This window comes from Pseudomonas sp. NFACC45, from assembly GCF_900113505.1.
Classification (GTDB): Bacteria; Pseudomonadota; Gammaproteobacteria; order Pseudomonadales; family Pseudomonadaceae; genus Aquipseudomonas; species Aquipseudomonas tehranensis.
Genome location: NZ_FOPO01000014.1, coordinates 35424 through 52942 on the forward strand (window position 1 = coordinate 35424; position 17519 = coordinate 52942).

10 protein-coding genes are annotated in these 17519 nt (G+C 53.0%); 6 read left to right on the forward strand and 4 right to left on the reverse strand.

Features of this window, described 5'->3' with window-relative positions; all coding sequences use genetic code 11:
* Positions 1–39: 39 nt before the first annotated feature.
* On the forward strand, positions 40–300 hold the full coding sequence (locus BM132_RS23980) for a hypothetical protein (RefSeq protein WP_092459207.1): 261 nt from the start codon (positions 40–42) through the stop codon (positions 298–300).
* Positions 301–365: 65 nt separating this feature from the next.
* On the opposite strand, the gene BM132_RS23985 is transcribed toward BM132_RS23980, so the two are convergent.
* Positions 366–1232 (reverse strand): DNA/RNA non-specific endonuclease, encoded by an 867-nt coding sequence (locus BM132_RS23985; protein WP_092459209.1) that lies wholly within the window; start codon positions 1230–1232, stop codon positions 366–368.
* 744 nt (positions 1233–1976) lie between these two features.
* Entirely contained in the window at positions 1977–2642 is a 666-nt protein-coding gene (locus BM132_RS23990; RefSeq protein WP_092459211.1) for a hypothetical protein, read from the reverse strand.
* A 336-nt stretch (positions 2643–2978) separates the two neighbouring features.
* Between BM132_RS23990 and BM132_RS23995 the strand changes: the two genes are divergently transcribed.
* Both BM132_RS23995 and BM132_RS24000 read left to right on the forward strand, forming a co-directional pair.
* On the forward strand, positions 2979–3947 hold the full coding sequence (locus BM132_RS23995; protein WP_092459213.1) for a DNA-processing protein DprA: 969 nt from the start codon (positions 2979–2981) through the stop codon (positions 3945–3947).
* Between the two features lie 15 nt (positions 3948–3962).
* Positions 3963–5192 carry an HAD hydrolase-like protein gene (locus BM132_RS24000; protein ID WP_092459215.1) on the forward strand — a complete coding sequence of 410 codons (1230 nt, stop codon included), beginning with the start codon at positions 3963–3965 and terminating at the stop codon, positions 5190–5192.
* A gap of 110 nt (positions 5193–5302) precedes the next feature.
* Here the strand turns inward: BM132_RS24000 and umuC are convergent, their stop codons facing one another.
* Positions 5303–6580 carry a translesion error-prone DNA polymerase V subunit UmuC gene (gene umuC / locus BM132_RS24005; RefSeq protein WP_092459217.1) on the reverse strand — a complete coding sequence of 426 codons (1278 nt, stop codon included), beginning with the start codon at positions 6578–6580 and terminating at the stop codon, positions 5303–5305.
* Entirely contained in the window at positions 6573–6998 is a 426-nt protein-coding gene (locus tag BM132_RS24010; RefSeq protein WP_092459219.1) for a LexA family protein, read from the reverse strand. Before BM132_RS24010 ends, umuC begins: the two co-directional genes overlap by 8 nt.
* Positions 6999–7562: 564 nt before the next feature.
* On the opposite strand from BM132_RS24010, the gene BM132_RS24015 reads away from it, so the two are divergent.
* Genes BM132_RS24015 through BM132_RS24025 form a run of 3 tightly spaced genes read left to right on the forward strand, consistent with a single transcriptional unit; the run spans position 7563 to position 17102 of the window.
* Complete coding sequence (locus BM132_RS24015; RefSeq protein WP_092459221.1) at positions 7563–8711, forward strand: cytochrome-c peroxidase; 1149 nt, start codon at positions 7563–7565, stop codon at positions 8709–8711.
* 4 nt (positions 8712–8715) lie between these two features.
* Positions 8716–11745: a beta strand repeat-containing protein gene (locus tag BM132_RS24020; RefSeq protein ID WP_092459223.1), complete on the forward strand. Its 3030-nt coding sequence runs from the start codon at positions 8716–8718 to the stop codon at positions 11743–11745.
* Positions 11746–11756: 11 nt separating this feature from the next.
* Positions 11757–17102, forward strand: coding sequence for an RHS repeat-associated core domain-containing protein (locus BM132_RS24025; RefSeq protein ID WP_092459225.1), 5346 nt, complete (start codon positions 11757–11759; stop codon positions 17100–17102).
* Positions 17103–17519 lie beyond the last annotated feature (417 nt).

The window sequence follows — 17519 nt, forward strand, 5'->3', positions numbered from 1 at the left end:
CCGTCGTGGGACAAGGCCCTAATTTTTTTGGAGGCCTTAATGAAAATGGAACTGGCTCTGTACCAAGCGTTGATGTCGATCAGCGTCCCTGAGCAGAAAGCCCATGCCGTAATCGAAGCATTGGAGTCTGACATGCATACCTTTCTAGCAACCAAAAGCGATATCGCTCAAGTGAGGTCAGAGATCTCTCAGCTTCGTTCAGAAATTTCGCACCTTGATGTAAAGCTGACAGTCCGCATGGGCGTCATGCTCTCAGCCACGATTGGTATCTTGATCACAGCAATGAAATTTATTCATTGATCCCTCGATCACCTTGGATGTACTGAAAACCACCTGTCCATGACAGGTGGTTTTTCTATGCGGCGCTAGCTGCTGGATAGCTCTGCTGTCGCACTGCAGCCGATTTTCTGGGACAACTGCCCTTTCTTCGCTTTCAGCTCTGTCTGGACGTCCTGAGGCAATGCGCTCCAGAGGGTCAATCCCGAGCGCACCTCGATTTCATTTACCGCCACCTGGAAGTCGCAGAAATTGGCGGAGCGCGGTGTGCTCTGCTCCATGATGAATGCCGCGTACAGTCCATTTTCAGGCGTGCTGCCAGTGAAGATGACCTTCCAGTATCCACTTGGGATCGTATGGACTTTGTTTGTGCCTGGTAGCGAGCCGATGTACTTTTCGTAGAGAGGGCCCGTGATCACGTAGACAGCATCAATATCAGGTGCCTTGCTAAGGCTGCGCTCTTGATCCTCCAAGCGTGCCCAGGCGCCTTGATTCAAGTCCGCTTTTTGAGGCGTTATGTTGGTGAGATAGTTCAGCGTTTGCCAATCCGATACACCGCCCATCGAAGCAAGGTTCGCTTGGTGGCCCCTGTCTATTTTCAGAGCGACGCTGGCTCCTTTGTAATCGACTGGGCTCAGTGTTTGGTCAGCAGGAACGTCCGGGTCGGTTTTCCAGTTTCTCGAACGCCCGCTGGCTGGGGTTTCCTTGGTGATTTTGTAAGCGACCCAGTGCGCGAACTTCGTGGAGCCGTTGTTGTTTAGCGTATAGGCCTGCCGGTTGAGCGTGACATCGCTTCCACCGGATGGGCAGCCGACTGCGCAGCTGTCGATGGTTGTCGGTTGGGTGAGGAGGCGCTTGGGTGTGCCAGGGGCATCTGTTGGTCCAGGGGTGGTGCAGGCAGCTACCAGTGGGAAGATGAGGAGTGAGGCCAGTTTTATGTTGTGCATTCCTTGCATTGAGGTTGTTTCCTGGAAAATGGCCCGTGAGCATAAGGATCAATTTCTAGCGAAACCACTCCTGTAGCCTTTCAAAGCGTGTATTAGAAAGTCATTGCCCGTTTTCCGACATATGCCCCGGGCTTCCGACATGATGAGCTAAGGTGCCCCTGCCCGGGTTCATCCACGGTCATGCGTTAAGCAGATCACAAACGCCACATTTTTTTACATCCCACCTAGCCGCACGAATTAACAAAGCTGGGACCAGTGCCGGTTCTAGGCGACTATGCAATCCTTCATAGGCAGCAATCAGCGAGGAGCAGATATGCGCAGACGACTGCGTTCGGCCCAGAGCTGACGACGGCAACGGGCAGAAATCGGCCAAAAACGGTCCTTAGTTTTGCCCTGAAAAGCCCTAAGCGAAAGCTAACTACAGACAAAGCACTTAGTGCGGGCGCATCTTGTGCCAATGATGGATCGGATGGATTGGTCGCTGTACCCAGCGCCCAGCTTGCTTAGCACCGCTTTCTTTGTCCTTCCTGTAGCAAATATTTAGCAACCGCAGCATGGCGTCTTTCAGCCGTGCGGCGCTGGCTGAGAATTACACCGAGATTGTTCATGCGATAAGGGCTGCGTCGCATATCCGTCTCAGCGCAGGTTACAAGGTGCTTTGGGCCGTATGCGGACGCCAGGGTCTGATAGTAAAGCAATAAACTGCTTCTGGATGCACCTATGCGTGTAAGCCATTCCTGTACGAACTGTGTTTCAAATAGCGCTAGGCTTTATATTAGCCCGTTCCAAGTGACGAGCATGAATCTCATCAAGTAACCAGGGATGCCTGCCCAAATAACGGATCATCGCATCGCTCATCCTTTTGACCTCGCTAAATGCGTTTGGTCCCCATAGAGCAACCTGACTCGCAACAAACCTTTCATGAGTTTCGAGCTGGACCAGAATTGCTGACCGGGTCAAATTGACACTCCGCTTGAGCGAGAGGAACGCATCCGCAACGTCTGAATCATCGATGCGGGCGTAGCTAATCTCTTTTAAATCCTCAAGGGCTATGTCCAACAAATTCGAGTGATATTTTAGCATTGGCGGGGTGGGCGCCCCCTCCAGGATGTACCGACTTGCCCCCGCGATCACCTCGCTCGCATAGGCAGCGACTCCATGAGCTTTCTCCATATAACCGTAGCCCTCTAGAAGCTTGTCCTCCTTTTGCTGCCACACTCCTCGCCGTGCAATTGCGATGGCGGCCAATATAGCACCAATACTTCCTATGCCTTGCACCCACGCCGCCATGTCTTTGAGCGATCCGGCAGCTTCTAGAACTACCCAGAGCCCCCAGCCCAAAACACCCATCGAGAGAAAACTCCATACCACCCAGATAGCGGCAAGCTTCATTCCTTCAGGAATTTGTAGCGCTTTCATCATCGACGCCTAATGGTAAAAATTGGAGCTTGACTGGGTTTCATCCACCGGTCCAGCACGGCCCCCTTCACTTGGTCCCGAGAGAGCTATCACTGTGTGGCTGTCCACTCAATTGGGTTTTGAACGTTTCAGGCAATAGACCGCACAGCATAGGCGCCGCATAAAGCTGCGCTCTGTTGCGCCCTTCGAATCTAGCGATCACCGGCAAGATGCACATACGAAGCGTATTGAAGACTGCTAGTATCTGCCGGCTACCACTATGCCCCCTCACCTAAGCTCAGGGCCATGATAAGGTAGCCTCAAGGAAGATCGTTACCATCCAACAGGGCGCCGAACGTGGCTTTAGACCAACGAATTTTTTGGAAAAACGAGAGGATCGCCTTCCTCGCCTTAGCCACTCTGAAGGGTGTTGGCTTCTGGACGCTGCATCAGCTTGCCACATCTAAAGCGGGTTTCAAAAATACGTTCAAATCCAATTTTGATAAATATATAAAGCTAGAAGAAGGTGCGGTTACCCCTTTAGCAGAAATCAAGAAAAAGCTATGGCAACGCGGCATCAGGATATTAGAAGAGCTGGCCAAAGAAAACATTGCATTAATATTCCACGAAGAAGATCGCTTTCCTGCGAAACTGAGAAACATCCATGACGCTCCCCAATGGCTCTTTGTGCAGGGTAATTTAAGCATCCTTAACACTGAATCCATTGCAATTGTCGGAACAAGAAAGCCCACCGAAGAGGGCATGTTTCTTACAAGGCTAATTCTTGCGACACTTTATAAATCTCGCTTTTCTACTGTAAGTGGTTTAGCACTTGGCATCGACCAACTTGCTCATCTCGAATCTATAAAATACGGACTTCCCACGATAGCTGTCTTAGGCACAGGTATCAGAGAAAGCTATCCAAAGGGGTCCGAGCCTATTCGCAAGATGATTCTTGAAAGCGGCGGCGCAGTTATCACTGAATATCTGCCTACTCAAACCTATAGCAGTGAAAATTTTGTAAGGCGCAACCGAATACAAGCCGCACTATCCAACATTCTTATTCCTGTCGAATGGAAAATTAAAAGCGGTACAGCTCACACCGTAGGATTCGCCGCAAAATATAATAAAAAGATAATCAATATATACTTACCAAAAACCTTACAAGCTCGCCCCGAGATAATATTTTCAAGAAACACCTATGGGGCAACTGAATATGAAATGCCTTTAGAGATCCCGGAACTCTTAAGCACAATTTCGTCACCTCTTGAAGAAAGCGCTACGCCAACTATCGAGCCCAACGGCCAGCTAGGCCTTGAACTTTAAGCAAGGATGCAGTTAATGCCTAAATTAAAAGGTGTGATTCTGAGCATTGAGGATGTACTAGTTCGACAAGGACCGGGAGATCCTTTGATTTTTTCTGAAGTAACGAAACTCATAAAATACTTAAAAAAAACCGGCACTCAGTTCGTCGTCATGACGAATAGGCAATGGACGACAGATAATGGCGCTCGGCCTCTTGTAGACGCGCTCAAGGAGGTTTGGGGAGAATTCACTTATTTGTGTCGTGCGACAGATGGCCGGATACCTGCAAAGCCACGCGCAGAAGCAACCGAATACGTCCTAAATCTAATGAACTGGAAGAGCAATGAGGTTTTGTATATCGGCGCGTCCGAAAGTGATATGCAAACAGCTGTAAACGGAGGACTATTATTTCTCAGGGCGACCTGGTACGCCAACAAAACCGACTACGGATTTGAATTTGATGCACCTAAAGACATTGCTAGGTTTATAGACACGTTCTGTTTCAGAGACCATTTATGGTGCCATGAAATACATGATGACAGCTTTGAGTATTACGCGCTTGCCCCGTTCAGCACTATGAAGGCAGAGTATACTCTATATTCCGAGGATGCGAGAAAAGCCGCAAAACAAGGTCTAGGTCATCCTGACTTTTGGGTGGGCGCCATAGTTTCGAGCCTTTACTTCAGTGGAATTCACAAACGCATAAACTACATTACAGTATATCCAGGCCACAAAGCAGGCTCAGGGAATGAAGTAATGAACGACGCGATGGCAATTTTTGGGAAATGCTTTAGAAAAAACTATCTTCCAGACCTGATAGTACGTCACACCACCGCGCAGAAATCGCAAACTGCGCGTAATCAGGGCATAGCTGTTGACCACCTTAACCAACTCAACACTATCGTACTTAATAGAGCCCCAATGAAGACAGCCACTTCAAGATATAAAAGCCCACCACTTGGTAAAGGCAAGTCGATTCTTATCATCGATGACATTTGCACGCGGGGTTACTCACTCGAAGCTGCTCGAACTTTTGTAGAGCAAACAGGGGCTAAAGCCATTCTTGTATCATGGCTCAAGACCATAAACACAGACATTGTCGAGCTCTCTCCATTTAACAAATTCGACCCTTACAAGCCTGCAACCTTCAGATCTCAGCACGTCCATAAAATACACTCGTACTATGAGAACATAGTCGACCACTTAGCCCCCGGTGAACTATCCAAGATTTTTGCACATTACAAAAACTGGGAATGGCCAGCATAATTAGCTATTTTAAGTCCTATACCATAATCAAACTTAACCTCTTACGGTTCTCGGCAGATCCAACATCAGGATCTGCTACAGCTTTCCAATAAGCTTCCTTCCGCTGAGAATCATCTACAGGACACCTGCCACAGCTGGTCAAGCCTGGTCGTGTAACTTTGGCTCATCATTTCCCGAGGCATGCCCCAGTCTGGATTCACTGGCACGCTCGCAGATCGTAGCGTTCCTCTACCCCAGCGTCCGTTAATCTGGTCCAACACCGTCATCGGTTTCGTGGCGTCGGTAGGCTGAGAGATCGCAAACAGATCGTCGGTGTACTCCCCCTGTCGGCAGAGATTCATCAACAGCACCTCAGCCTTGCTGTAGTTGAACCCCGGCCGGAAAACCCGGTCGAGCGCCTCAACCGCCGTTTTGGTCAGCAGCCGCACATCATCAGTCGGGTATGGCAGATCAATCAGCGCGCCATTGGCATACTTCGCCTCCTCCGGATTGAACATGCCGGTGCGGATGCTGACGCGAATCTTCTTGCACAGCGACTTCTGCTCCCTGAGTTTTTCCGAGGCACGCATCATGTAGGTAGCCACCGCTTCCTTGATGAGTGCCAGCTCCGTGAGCCGCTTACCAAACATCCGACTACAGCAGATTTCCTGCTTCGGTGGGTCCGGCTCATCCAGCTCCAGGCACGGCGTGCCGGCCAGCTCCCGGGCGGTCTTCTCGATCACCACGCTGAATTTCTTGCGTAGCGTCCACGGGTCGGCCTTTGCCAGGTCCATCGCAGTCTTGATGCCCATGGTGTCCAAGTGAAGTTTCATCTTGCGACCGACTCCCCAGACCTCGGACACGTCGGTGTTGCGCAGCACCCAGTCGCGCTTGAACGGGTCGCAGATATCGACCACGCCGCCCGTTTGCACCTGGAGCCGCTTGGCGGTGTGATTCGCCAGCTTCGCTAGGGTTTTGGTGTGAGCGATCCCTACCCCGACTGGGATGCCCGTGCAACGCAGCACGTGGCTGCGAATCTTGCGGCCAAGGGCATCCCGGCCGTCGATGCCAGTGAGATCCGCGAAGGCTTCATCAATGCTGTACACCTCAACCGCAGGCACCATCGATTCAATAAGCGTCATCACACGCTCACTCATATCGCCGTAGAGCGCGTAGTTTGAAGAGAACGGCACAATCCCATGCTGACGCAGCGTGTCCTTGATCTGAAAGTACGGCGCGCCCATTTTCACGTAGGGCTTGGCGTCATAGCTGCGAGCGATCACACAACCATCGTTGTTGCTCAACACCACGATGGGCACCCGGGCCAGGTCCGGACGGAACACCCGCTCGCAGCTGGCATAGAAGCTGTTGCAATCGATCAGGGCGAAAACCGGCTGGGCTTTAGACATGGCTGCGCACACTGCAGGTGACAACGCCCCAGATAAGCAGCTCATCGCCCTCAAGCACGTACCTCGGTGGGTACTTTGGGTTCTCCGAATGGAGGATCACCTCCCTGCCCCGAATGCACAATCGTTTACAGACGGGCTCGTTGTTCAACAACGCCACGACGATGTGTCCATGCACCGGCTCCAACGCCCGGTCCACTACCGCCAGATCTCCTTCAAAGATTCCAGCACCTTGCATGCTCTCCCCGGCAATCGAGACCAGATACACATGTGGGGCACGGATATTCAGAACCTCATCCAATGAGATATGCGCTTCGATGTGATCCGCCGCAGGGGATGGAAACCCGGCAGGTACACGAAACGAACACAAGGGCAGCTTCAAGCCACCCACGGCGATAGGACCGAGAATTGAAAAGCTCATGACGCACGACACCAAAACAACTGTACGAACATACAGTTAACGTTGTACAAGTATGTCGGTCAATTTGTATAGGAATTATCAGACAAGCGGAATCGGAAGGACGGAGGCTAGGTACGTCTTCCCGATTTGAAGGAGGTGCCAAGCGTGTCGCTAACTTGGTACTCAAGACCGATGAGCTTTCCCATCTAAACGATCAACCACCGTGAGCGGCAGGATCAAGCGACTCAGGTTAATTTCAAAATGCCATTGCTTTTTCTAAACGCTGAACTAGTGTCACATCGTACTGGACGCGCTACAGAATCGTAGACGCTTGATCTGCCCTAGGTCATGGAATGAAGACCAATCATGAACATGAAAATGTTCAAACCGCTGTGCATACGATGTGTACGTGGGGCCCAAGATGGCTCTGGTTCACAGGGAGGTGCTTATGGTGGCTTCAGGTTTAAAACTTCAAAAAATAATGTTGAGTATCCAATGGATTGATACGAAACATTCTCCATTTTTCCGCGATCTTATCGGCCCTCGTGCCTCTCGACTCCAGTCCACCAAGCACCAGAACTGAGCATGCGCACCATGCGCGGTTTGAGCATGTGCTTGTTGCTGCTACCGGGCACAATGGTCGTGGCCGACTCAGCGCTTCGTTTGTCAGCTGGGTGTGCTGAGCAAACTGCAGATCATCTGCTGGGGCTTCCAGCGGTTACTGAAATCCCGTTACCCAATCATCTGACAGACAAAGCCGAACTTGGCAAAAAACTCTTCTTTGATAAGCAACTGAGTTCCGATGGCTCGATCAGTTGCGCCACTTGTCACAGCCCAGAACGCGGCTTTATTGATGGTTTGCCACGTGCTCAGGGCATTCATGGTCAGTTGGGTACACGCAATACCCCTACCCTCATCAATGCAGCATATGCCAGCACTCAGTTCTGGGACGGACGACGCGAAAGCCTCGAGACGCAAGCGACGGATCCCCTCTTTAACCCAATCGAACACAACGTAAAGGATGAGGCGCAGCTCCTCCAAACCATTCGGCAGGACAGTTACTACGCAGCGGCTTTCGAGAAGGTATTTTCGACAGCCCCTGAGGCATTAACGACCATGCAGGTTGCGCAAGCTATTTCTGCCTACGAGCGCACCCTGGTGGCAGGTAACTCTGCGTTTGATCGCTACCTCTACGGACACGACAAAACGGCCCTGGCGACAGATGCTTTGCGCGGCCTGGCGCTATTTCGTGGTCGTGCCCAATGCGAGCAATGCCATGTCATCGGCGAGACCAGCGCATTGTTCACCGATCAACAATTTCACACCCTGGGTGTTGGATTCAGGTATCTGGCGGATCGCTTGGCTCCAGCGGCGATTCAATTTGCAAAGCTGACTGCAACGGAACGCCAGGCTCTCGTGCAATCTGACCCTGCCTCGGCCGAGCTGGGTCGTTTCAGCGTCACTCTCAATCCAATCGATCTCGGTCGCTTTCGCACTCCCAGCCTACGCAATGCGGCTGAGACAGCGCCCTATATGCACGACGGCAGCGTTGCAACGCTTGAAGAAGCCGTAGATCTGGAAGCGTATTACCGCAGTATCCAAGCCAGTCGCCCTTTGGTTCTGACACCGACGGAAAAAAACGATTTGGTGGCGTTTCTCAAAGCCCTGACCAGTCCTCATTTCAAGCAAGACCCTGCATGTGAATCAGCCCACACACAACAGAACCGAGGATAGGGATATGTCGCAGCAAGTGTCGGAGTGGTATCGGCTCGTTGTGATGACAGGGTGGATGCTGAGCATGGCGTTTACCGGCCAACTCTCTGCCGCCCCTACGGTGACCTTAACGACGCCGGCAAGTGGCGCCTCGTTTATCGTACCAGCGACAATCAGCTTGGCCGCAAACGCAGCTACAAGTGTTGGAAGCATTTCAAAAGTAGAGTTCTATCAGGGTACCACCCTACTGAGCACGGCCACCCTTGCGCCATTTGCTTTCAAGTGGACGAATGTTTCACCAGGCACCTACAGCCTCACGGCCAAAGCCACAGACTCCCAAAACGTCTCCACAACCTCGCCCGCCGTCAGCATCACTGTAGGCACCGGTTCCATTGGTTATAGCTACGACGTGGCCGGTCACCTCGCTGGCGTCACCAATAGCACGGCATCGGCTGAATACAATTACGACGTGGTAGGTAATATCACCGCCATCAAGGCCTATGCTGCGGGCAATCCCAGCATCTTGACCTTCTCACCCGTGCGGGGTTCGGTCGGCACAACCGTCACCATTGACGGTAACAACTTCAGTAGCACGGCAAGTCAGAATACCGTGCAGTTCAATGGCGTAACCGCCAGCTCAGTGACCATCGATTCCAGTTATCCGAACCGTCTGACCGTGGTGGTTCCAAGCGGCGCCACTACGGGATCGGTCAACGTGACCACGCCGGCGGGCAGTGCCACCTCGACGGTCAATTTCACCGTTGCAGCGAGTCCAGCTCCTACCATTTCAAACTTGTCACCGATTATCGGCACAGCCGGCACCGCGCTGACCATCTCAGGAAGTAACTTCCAGAGCGACAAATTCAAAGAAAAAGCGATTTTGAACAACAGCCCGTTGATCATCACTTCCACCAGTACAAGCACCATCGCAACGAGCATTCCCACCAAAACCATGGGCGGTAAAGTCAGTGTTACCACGGCCTATGGCTCGGCCGTCAGCGCGCAGGATCTATTCATTCCGCCCTCTCCATTGCTAGCGACGGACATTCAATACATGGATCGTCTGGCCGTTGGGGTGAGCAAGACAGCCAGTATCACCACCGGGGGTAAAAAGGGACTGCTTCTCTTTGATGCCACACAAAACCAGCGCTTTTATCTGAATGTAACGGGGGCGACCTTTTCGGCTTGTATTACCCTCGCCATTTACACTCCCGATGGCAGCCTCCTAACCACTACGCCATGTTCCTTCTCCCCTGGCGATATCGACACCACCTCATTGCCGTCCGCCGGCACCTATACAATTTTGATCAACCCAAACAGTAACGCCACGGGCAATGTCACCCTCAAACTGTATGACGTGCCGCCAGACTCAACTGGGATCATGAGTATTGACGGCCCTGACGCCACACTGGCATCGGCCTCCGTCGGTCAAAACGGCAGCCTGACGTTCAGTGGCACCGCCGGCCAACGTATCTATCTCAGTGCCACCAATTCCACCTATCCCCGCAGTGAAGGACTCAATCTCTATAAGCCGGACGCCAGCGGGAATGCCAACACCAATAACGCCAACATCATCTATAGCAATCCTTGGTCGACAGGTTCCTACACGGACACCCTGACACTTCCGGCCACGGGCACCTACACCATCTTTCTCAACCCGAACGGCGCAGACACCGGCAGCATGACGTTCCACCTGGTCAGTGTGCCTGCGGATGCCACAGGTACTATCAGCGTCGGTGGGAGCGATACCACCTTGACCACCACCGTTGGCCAAAATGGCAGCCTGACTTTCAGCGGCACTGCCGGGCAACGCATCTACCTCAGCGCCCCCAATTCCACCTATCCCCGCAGCGAAGGGCTCAATCTCTATAAGCCGGACGCCAGCGGGAATGCCAACACCAATAACGCCAACATCATCTACAGCAGCCCATGGTCAACGGGCTCCTACACGGACACCTTGACGCTCCCAGCGACCGGCACCTACACCATCTACCTCAACCCTAACGGGGCTGACACCGGCAGCATGACGTTCCATCTGATCAGCGTGCCCGCTGATGCCACAGGCACGATCAGCATTGATGGGGCCGACGCCACCCTGACCACCACCGTCGGCCAAAATGGCAGCCTGACCTTCAGCGGCACTGCCGGGCAACGCATCTACCTCAGCGCCCCCAATTCCACCTATCCCCGCAGCGAAGGGCTCAATCTCTATAAGCCGGACGCCAGCGGGAATGCCAACACCAATAGCGCCAACATCATCTACAGCAGCCCATGGTCAACGGGCTCCTACACCGACACCCTGACGCTCCCAGCGACCGGCACCTATACCATCTACCTCAACCCGATCGGCGCCGACACTGGCAGCATGACGTTCCACTTGATCAGCGTGCCCGCTGATGCCACAGGCACGATCAGCATTGATGGGGCCGACGCCACTCTGACTACAACCGCCATTGGCCAGAACGGCAGCCTTACTTTCAGTGGCACCTCCGGCCAACGTATTTACCTCAGCGTACCGAACTCAACCTATCCCCGCAGCGAAGGGGTCAACCTCTATAAACCGGACGCCAGCGGAAATGCCAACACCAACAGCGGCAACATTATTTATAGCAATCCATGGTCGACAGGTTCCTACACGAACACTCTTACGCTTCCGGCTACGGGCACCTACACCATCTATCTCAACCCTAACGGGGCTGACACCGGCAGCATGACATTTCATCTGACCAGTGTGCCGGCAGATGTAACCGGCACAGTCACGATCAATGGCTCAGCCTTTACCGTCACCACAACGGCAGAGGGACAAAATGCCAGTGTGACGTTCAGCGGTACATCGAGTCAGGTGGCAACGGTTCACCTGACCACTAACAGTATTGGCAATGTGACCGTCACCTTAAAAAGACCCGACAACACAGCCCTTACATCGACGACGTCCAGCAGCTCCAGTTTTAATTTATCGCCTCAGACTCTTCCCACCACCGGCACCTATACGATCTATGTCGATCCGTCCGCTGCCAATGTGGGCTCCATTAGCGTCAGCGTGACCAATCCTTGAGGTAATACACCATGAAAGGGAATTACTCCGGTTGTGGTGCATTCTCTAAAACCAAGATCTGGTTACGGCAGATGACACATTGCTCGTTACTGCTGATTGCCTGGCTTGCGCTAAGCATGATGAATTCCCAAGCGAGCGCCGCTTCGGCAATTGGCGGCGCTGCTGGTAGCGTGCCTACGCGTCACGCAGGTGAAGCCGCTACGTTGTTGCCTGATGGACGTTGGTTGCTCAGCGGAGGTTCGGAAAAAGGCGTGACACTCGCGACATTGACCGTGGTTGATCCAGTGACAAACACTGAAACGCTGTTCCCGGGCAACCTGAATACCCCACGCCAGGACCATACGGCCACCTTGCTGCCCGATGGAACAGTACTCATTTTTGGCGGTGTGGGTGCAGACGGCAGCACACTTAGCCAGGCCGAGCGCATCAACATTGAGAAACAGCAGACCCAATTTGTTACCGGTGCGGCCTTTACGCCTCGCTCTCGGCATACGGCTACCCTATTGCTCGATGGACACGTTCTGTTAGTCGCAGGCTTGTCACCTCAAAAAACGACGGTGACTAGCGCCGAACTGTGGGATCCACGTACGGGGACGGTGAATACGCTACCGGTTAGCTTATCGACTGCCCGTTATTGGCATACCGCGCAAACATTGCCTTCCGGTTCCATCTTGATCCAGGGCGGCAAAGACCTAAGTGACAAACCAGTGGCGGGTAGCGAGCTTTATGACCCGTCCGGGCAAAAATTCTCTTCGCAGGAGGAGAACCGATCCGGCTTGCCAGCGACGTCAACCTCCCTGCAGGGTCCGCCAGAAACGCAAGCCAGTCTGCCTGCGGCTAACGCTAACGCTGTCGGTCTCAACAGCTGGATCAGCCTGCATTTTTCCAAGCCGATGGCAGTGACGTCGCTGAACAGCAGCACGATGACGGTGATCGGCCCAACCGGGCAAATCAGCGGCCGAGTAACGCCTGTAGAAAACGGGCAAGCAGTGTTTTTTGTCCCGACGCAGGAGCTATTACCCGATACGCATTACAGTGTGTTTGTCAGCGGCGCCACAGATGCGAGCGGCACTCAACTTCCACTGGCGGGGTACACCTTTACTACGCAGGCCCTGACCGCCAACAGTGCATCAACCAGCCCCCCCCCCTCTAGCACTGTTGATGAGCAAACCAAGCCGCTGGCCCCACCTACCGACTCTGAGATGGTTAACGCCGGCCCTGAGGACTGGGTCCCCGGCCATGAGCATTTAACCGGTGACTGGCGCGCCAAACGTCCACCTTCTCCTTTGCAGGACCTCCCCCCTTTACAAGCCCCTTTGGGAGTCACGGCACTGGCGGGCCAGGTGCTGTTGATGAATGGAAAGGCAGCTGTAGGTGTGAAACTAAAAATGGGAGAGCTAACCGCCGTTACGGACGCTACTGGTCGCTTTCTCCTGAGTGGTATCGGTACCGGAAATCAAACGCTCAGAATCGATGGCTCTGGTGCCAACAAACCAGGTCGTCAATATGGATTTTTTGATGATTTGGTCGTCATCTTTGAGAATGGCAAAACCCAGTCCCTGCAATACACCATTTGGCTGCCCCGTACCGACACACAACACGCGGTAAGCCTGCCATCTCCGACAACAAGTGAGGTGACTGTCACCACGCCTCATATTCCAGGTTTGGAGTTACACATTCCCCAAGGAACAGTCATCCGCGATATCGACGGCAAGGTAGTCACCTCGGTCAGTATCACCGCTATCCCTGTTGATCGGCCGCCATTTCCGCTGCCCACACACGGCATCCCTGTGTACTTCACTATCCAACCAGGCAGCGCGAATCTACAAGCTATCGACCCAAAGAGTTTTAAAGCGGCACAGATCATTTATCCCAACTACAACAGCCGCCCGGCCGGCTCCGCGATGGACTTCTGGACTTACGACCCCGTCTATAAAGGTTGGTATGTCTATGGTGAGGGGCTTGTCTCACAAAATGGAAAACAAGTTATTCCGGGAGATGGGGTTGGCGTTTATGAGTTCACTGGAGCCATGGTCAGTGTGCCGTCTCTAGCGCCCGCAAAGAATCCAACGGCCGGTGGAGGCAGCCAATTGCTGGGGGTTGCTTCGAGTGACAAGGCCGAGCCAGTGGATACGTCCACGGGCTTGTTCACATACCCGCACACCGACCTGGTTGTCACCGATACCCTTCCACTGATCTTAACTCGCACCTACCTCTCCGAGGACACGCGGTCACGAGCCTTCGGCATCGGTACCAATCACGTCTATGACATTTTCATGGTCGGCGATACCAGCCCCTGGACCTATCAGGATCTGATTCTTTCAAACGGTGAACGCATTCACTTCAACCGGACTTCGTCGGGTACCAGTTACGGGGATGCTGTGTACCAACACAATGGGTCACCCTCGGATCGATTCCAGGGGGCAACCATCTCATGGGTCGGCGGCACATGGCCGTGGCTGCTCAAGCTCAAAGATGGCTCAAAAATGTGGTTCCCGGACGCAGAGAACAACACTCGTCTGCAAAATGCAGCGATGACCCAAGCCATGGATCGATTTGGTAACACGGTCACACTGACACGAGACTCCCTTAACAACTTGCAGCGAGTGACATCCCCCAATGGGCACTGGATAAGTTTCACCTATGACTCCAGCGACCGCATTACGCAGGCCAGTGACAACATGGGCCGCACAGTCAGCTATACCTACGACAGCAACGGAAATCTTTGGAAGGTCACTGACGCCAATGGAGGCGTAGAAACCTATACCTATGACAGCTCCCACCAGATGCTGACCATCACACGACCCAACGGCAATGTACTGCTGAGCAACAGTTACGATGCCAATGGCCGGGTCTCACAACAAATTCTTGGACCTGGGAGTTCCGTTGCAGGCACCTACCAATTTGCGTACACCCTCAGTGGCAGCCAAGTGACCCAGACGGACGTAACAGATCCCCGCGGTAATATCGAACGCTTGGCATTCAATGGAGCAGGCTACGTCACAACGAACACCTATGGCCTGGGTCAACCCGAACAACAAAGCTATAGCCTCCAACGTAACGCCACCACCAATTTGGTGACCTCCGTCACTGATGCCTTGGGTCGAGTGACTGGTTATGCATACGATGGATTGGGCAATCTCACCAGCGTGACCCGGCTACAAGGGACCTCGCAGGCAGTGACGCAGAGCTATACCTACGACTCCACCTTCAATCAACTCACCAGCTATACCGATGGACTCAGCCATACCACTAACTACGGCTACGATAGTTTGGGGCGTCTGACGCAAATTACCGATCCCTTGGGCAATACTGTGAAATTCACATCAGATAGCCAAGGGCGCTTGACACAGATCACCGACCCCATCGGAGCGAACACGACCCTGAGCTATTCTCTTGGAGACCTTGCGAGCGTTACCGACCCACTAGGGCGAACCACCAGCTACTTCACCGACAACGTAGGGCGCGTCATGGCAATAACTGACGCCGTGGGGCGTCGTACCATGACGGAATATGACCCACTGGACCGTAAAATCAAGGTTACGGACCCGTTAGGAAGCGTGACCAACTTTGCTTATGACACGAACAGTAATCTCCTGAGTGTCACTGACGCTAAGAACGGAGTGCATGCGTACACCTACGACGCTCGCGATCGCCGAGTGTCTTACACCGACCCACTGAACGCGACGCAAAGCTACGGCCTCGACGGCCTGGATAATGTGACACAGTGGACCGCCCGCAATGGCGTGATCGCCAGCTACACCTATGATGCCTTGAATCGGCGCACGCAATCAGCTTTTGGGCAAACCTTGATCGGCAGCGGCCCGTCGTTGACCGCACCCGATGCCACCGTTGGCTACACCTTCGATGGTGGTAACCGTCTGACGCAGGTTGTGGACACCCAGGGCGGCACAATCACCCGCGGGTACGATGATCTGGATCGCCTGCTCAGCGAAGCAACACCGCAAGGCACCGTCTCCTACACCTACGATGCTGCTGATCGTCGTACCAGCATGACGGTGACAGGCCAGCCCTCGGTTAACTACACCTATGACGTCGGCAATCGTCTGACCAATCTGAGCAACGGCAGTCAAAGCGCGGCCTTCACTTATGATGCGGACAGCCGTCGTGCCACCTTGACGCTGCCCAACGGGGTGACCGTTAGTTACGGTTACGATAATGCCGGCCAGTTGATCAGCCTCAGTTACGCCAAGGGCGGCACCAACCTTGGCAATTTGAGCTACGGCTACGATGGCGCCGGTCAGAGAGTGCAGCTTGGCGGCAGCTTGGCCCGCACCACCCTCCCCGGCGCTGTGAGCAGTACCAGCTACAACGCGGCTAACCAATTGACGGCCTGGAGCGGCGCCTCCTTGTTGTATGACACCAACGGCAACATGACCAGTGACGGCAGCAATACCTACACTTGGGATTCGCGTCAGCGCCTAAGCACGCTCACGGGCACCGTATCCGGGAGCTTCAGTTATGACGCGGCCAACAGGCGCAGCCAGAAAACGATTGCCAGCCAAACCACCAGCTATGTCTTTGACGGCCTCAACCTGGTGCAAGAGCTGACCGGTACTGTCACCCCCACGGTCCAGGCCAATCTACTCACGGGCGGTTTAGATGAAGTACTCAGTCGCACCGAGGCCAGTGGCAGCACCTACAGCTACCTGACTGATGCACTGGGTTCAACCCAAGCGCTCACCGATGGCAGTGGAACATCCACCACGCAATACACCTATGATCCTTATGGCCAGACCAGCAACAGCGGCTCCGCCAGTGCCAATAGTCAGCAGTACACCGGTCGGGAAAATGATGGATCGGGCCTCTACTACTATCGTGCGCGGTATTACTCCCCTAGCTTAGGTCGGTTTATCTCGGAAGATCCAATTGGTCTTGCTGGAGGAGCTAATACCTACTCCTATGCTGGCGGGGACCCCATTAAAAAAACAGACCCATTGGGCTTATATGAATTAACTTTAACTGGAGGGATCCACATACCAATTGCACCAGGACTTGCTATTGGTCCGGTAGCCTCTATCGCCACCAAAGACATTAGTCAATTTCCAAACTCTAGTCTTGGTATTCGTCCACTACAGGCAGAGATTGCCCTTGGGATAATAGCGGACTATGGGGCGGCTTTCGGAATCTCTGACATCAGTGGCACAGGAGGAGCATGTGAAGGATATTCCATCAATGTTGGTGTTGGTCGCTTCCTCGGCATCCAAGTGGTCTTAAGGACCTCTCAAGATACATCGAGATCTGTAGTAAACCCATTCAGATATGTAGATGGAGTTTCCTTAGGCGCTGGTGCAGGCATATCCCTCCCAATAAACATAACTAGAGGTTTAAAATGAACTCAAACTCAATAAGCCTATTGCTTCTATCGGCAATTGCCTTGGCATTTTTACTTACAATATTCATCCTCCCTAGGCGTAGGGCCCCTGAAGAGATAGGAAAATCAGCGATTCACGAAGAAAAATGCTTCGTCTACTGGAAACTTAAAGCTGGGTTTATTTCGATGTCCAGCTCCCCCTCCAGACTTTCACTTTATAACGATTTTTTTATAGTTGCACTTATTAACCCAACCAAAATACATTACTCACAAATAAAATCACACTCTTACAAGGCAGGCCTATTAGGCAACTCACTAAAGCTAAACCTCACAAATGGAAAAAGTCTGGTAATCCATTCAAAAAACGCTAAAAAAATACAATCCATCATAGAGACCACCTAAAATAACCAAATACACCTCTAAATACTACAACTAATAA

Coding starts and splice junctions, on each gene's coding strand:
- BM132_RS24025 (WP_092459225.1), top strand. CDS start 11,757: ATGAAAGGGAATTACTCCGGTTGTGGTGCATTCTCTAAAACCAAGATC.
- BM132_RS24000 (WP_092459215.1), top strand. CDS start 3,963: ATGCCTAAATTAAAAGGTGTGATTCTGAGCATTGAGGATGTACTAGTT.
- BM132_RS23980 (WP_092459207.1), top strand. CDS start 40: ATGAAAATGGAACTGGCTCTGTACCAAGCGTTGATGTCGATCAGCGTC.
- umuC (WP_092459217.1), bottom strand. CDS start 6,580: ATGTCTAAAGCCCAGCCGGTTTTCGCCCTGATCGATTGCAACAGCTTC.
- BM132_RS24015 (WP_092459221.1), top strand. CDS start 7,563: ATGCGCACCATGCGCGGTTTGAGCATGTGCTTGTTGCTGCTACCGGGC.
- BM132_RS23985 (WP_092459209.1), bottom strand. CDS start 1,232: ATGCAAGGAATGCACAACATAAAACTGGCCTCACTCCTCATCTTCCCA.
- BM132_RS24020 (WP_092459223.1), top strand. CDS start 8,716: ATGTCGCAGCAAGTGTCGGAGTGGTATCGGCTCGTTGTGATGACAGGG.
- BM132_RS23990 (WP_092459211.1), bottom strand. CDS start 2,642: ATGAAAGCGCTACAAATTCCTGAAGGAATGAAGCTTGCCGCTATCTGG.
- BM132_RS24010 (WP_092459219.1), bottom strand. CDS start 6,998: ATGAGCTTTTCAATTCTCGGTCCTATCGCCGTGGGTGGCTTGAAGCTG.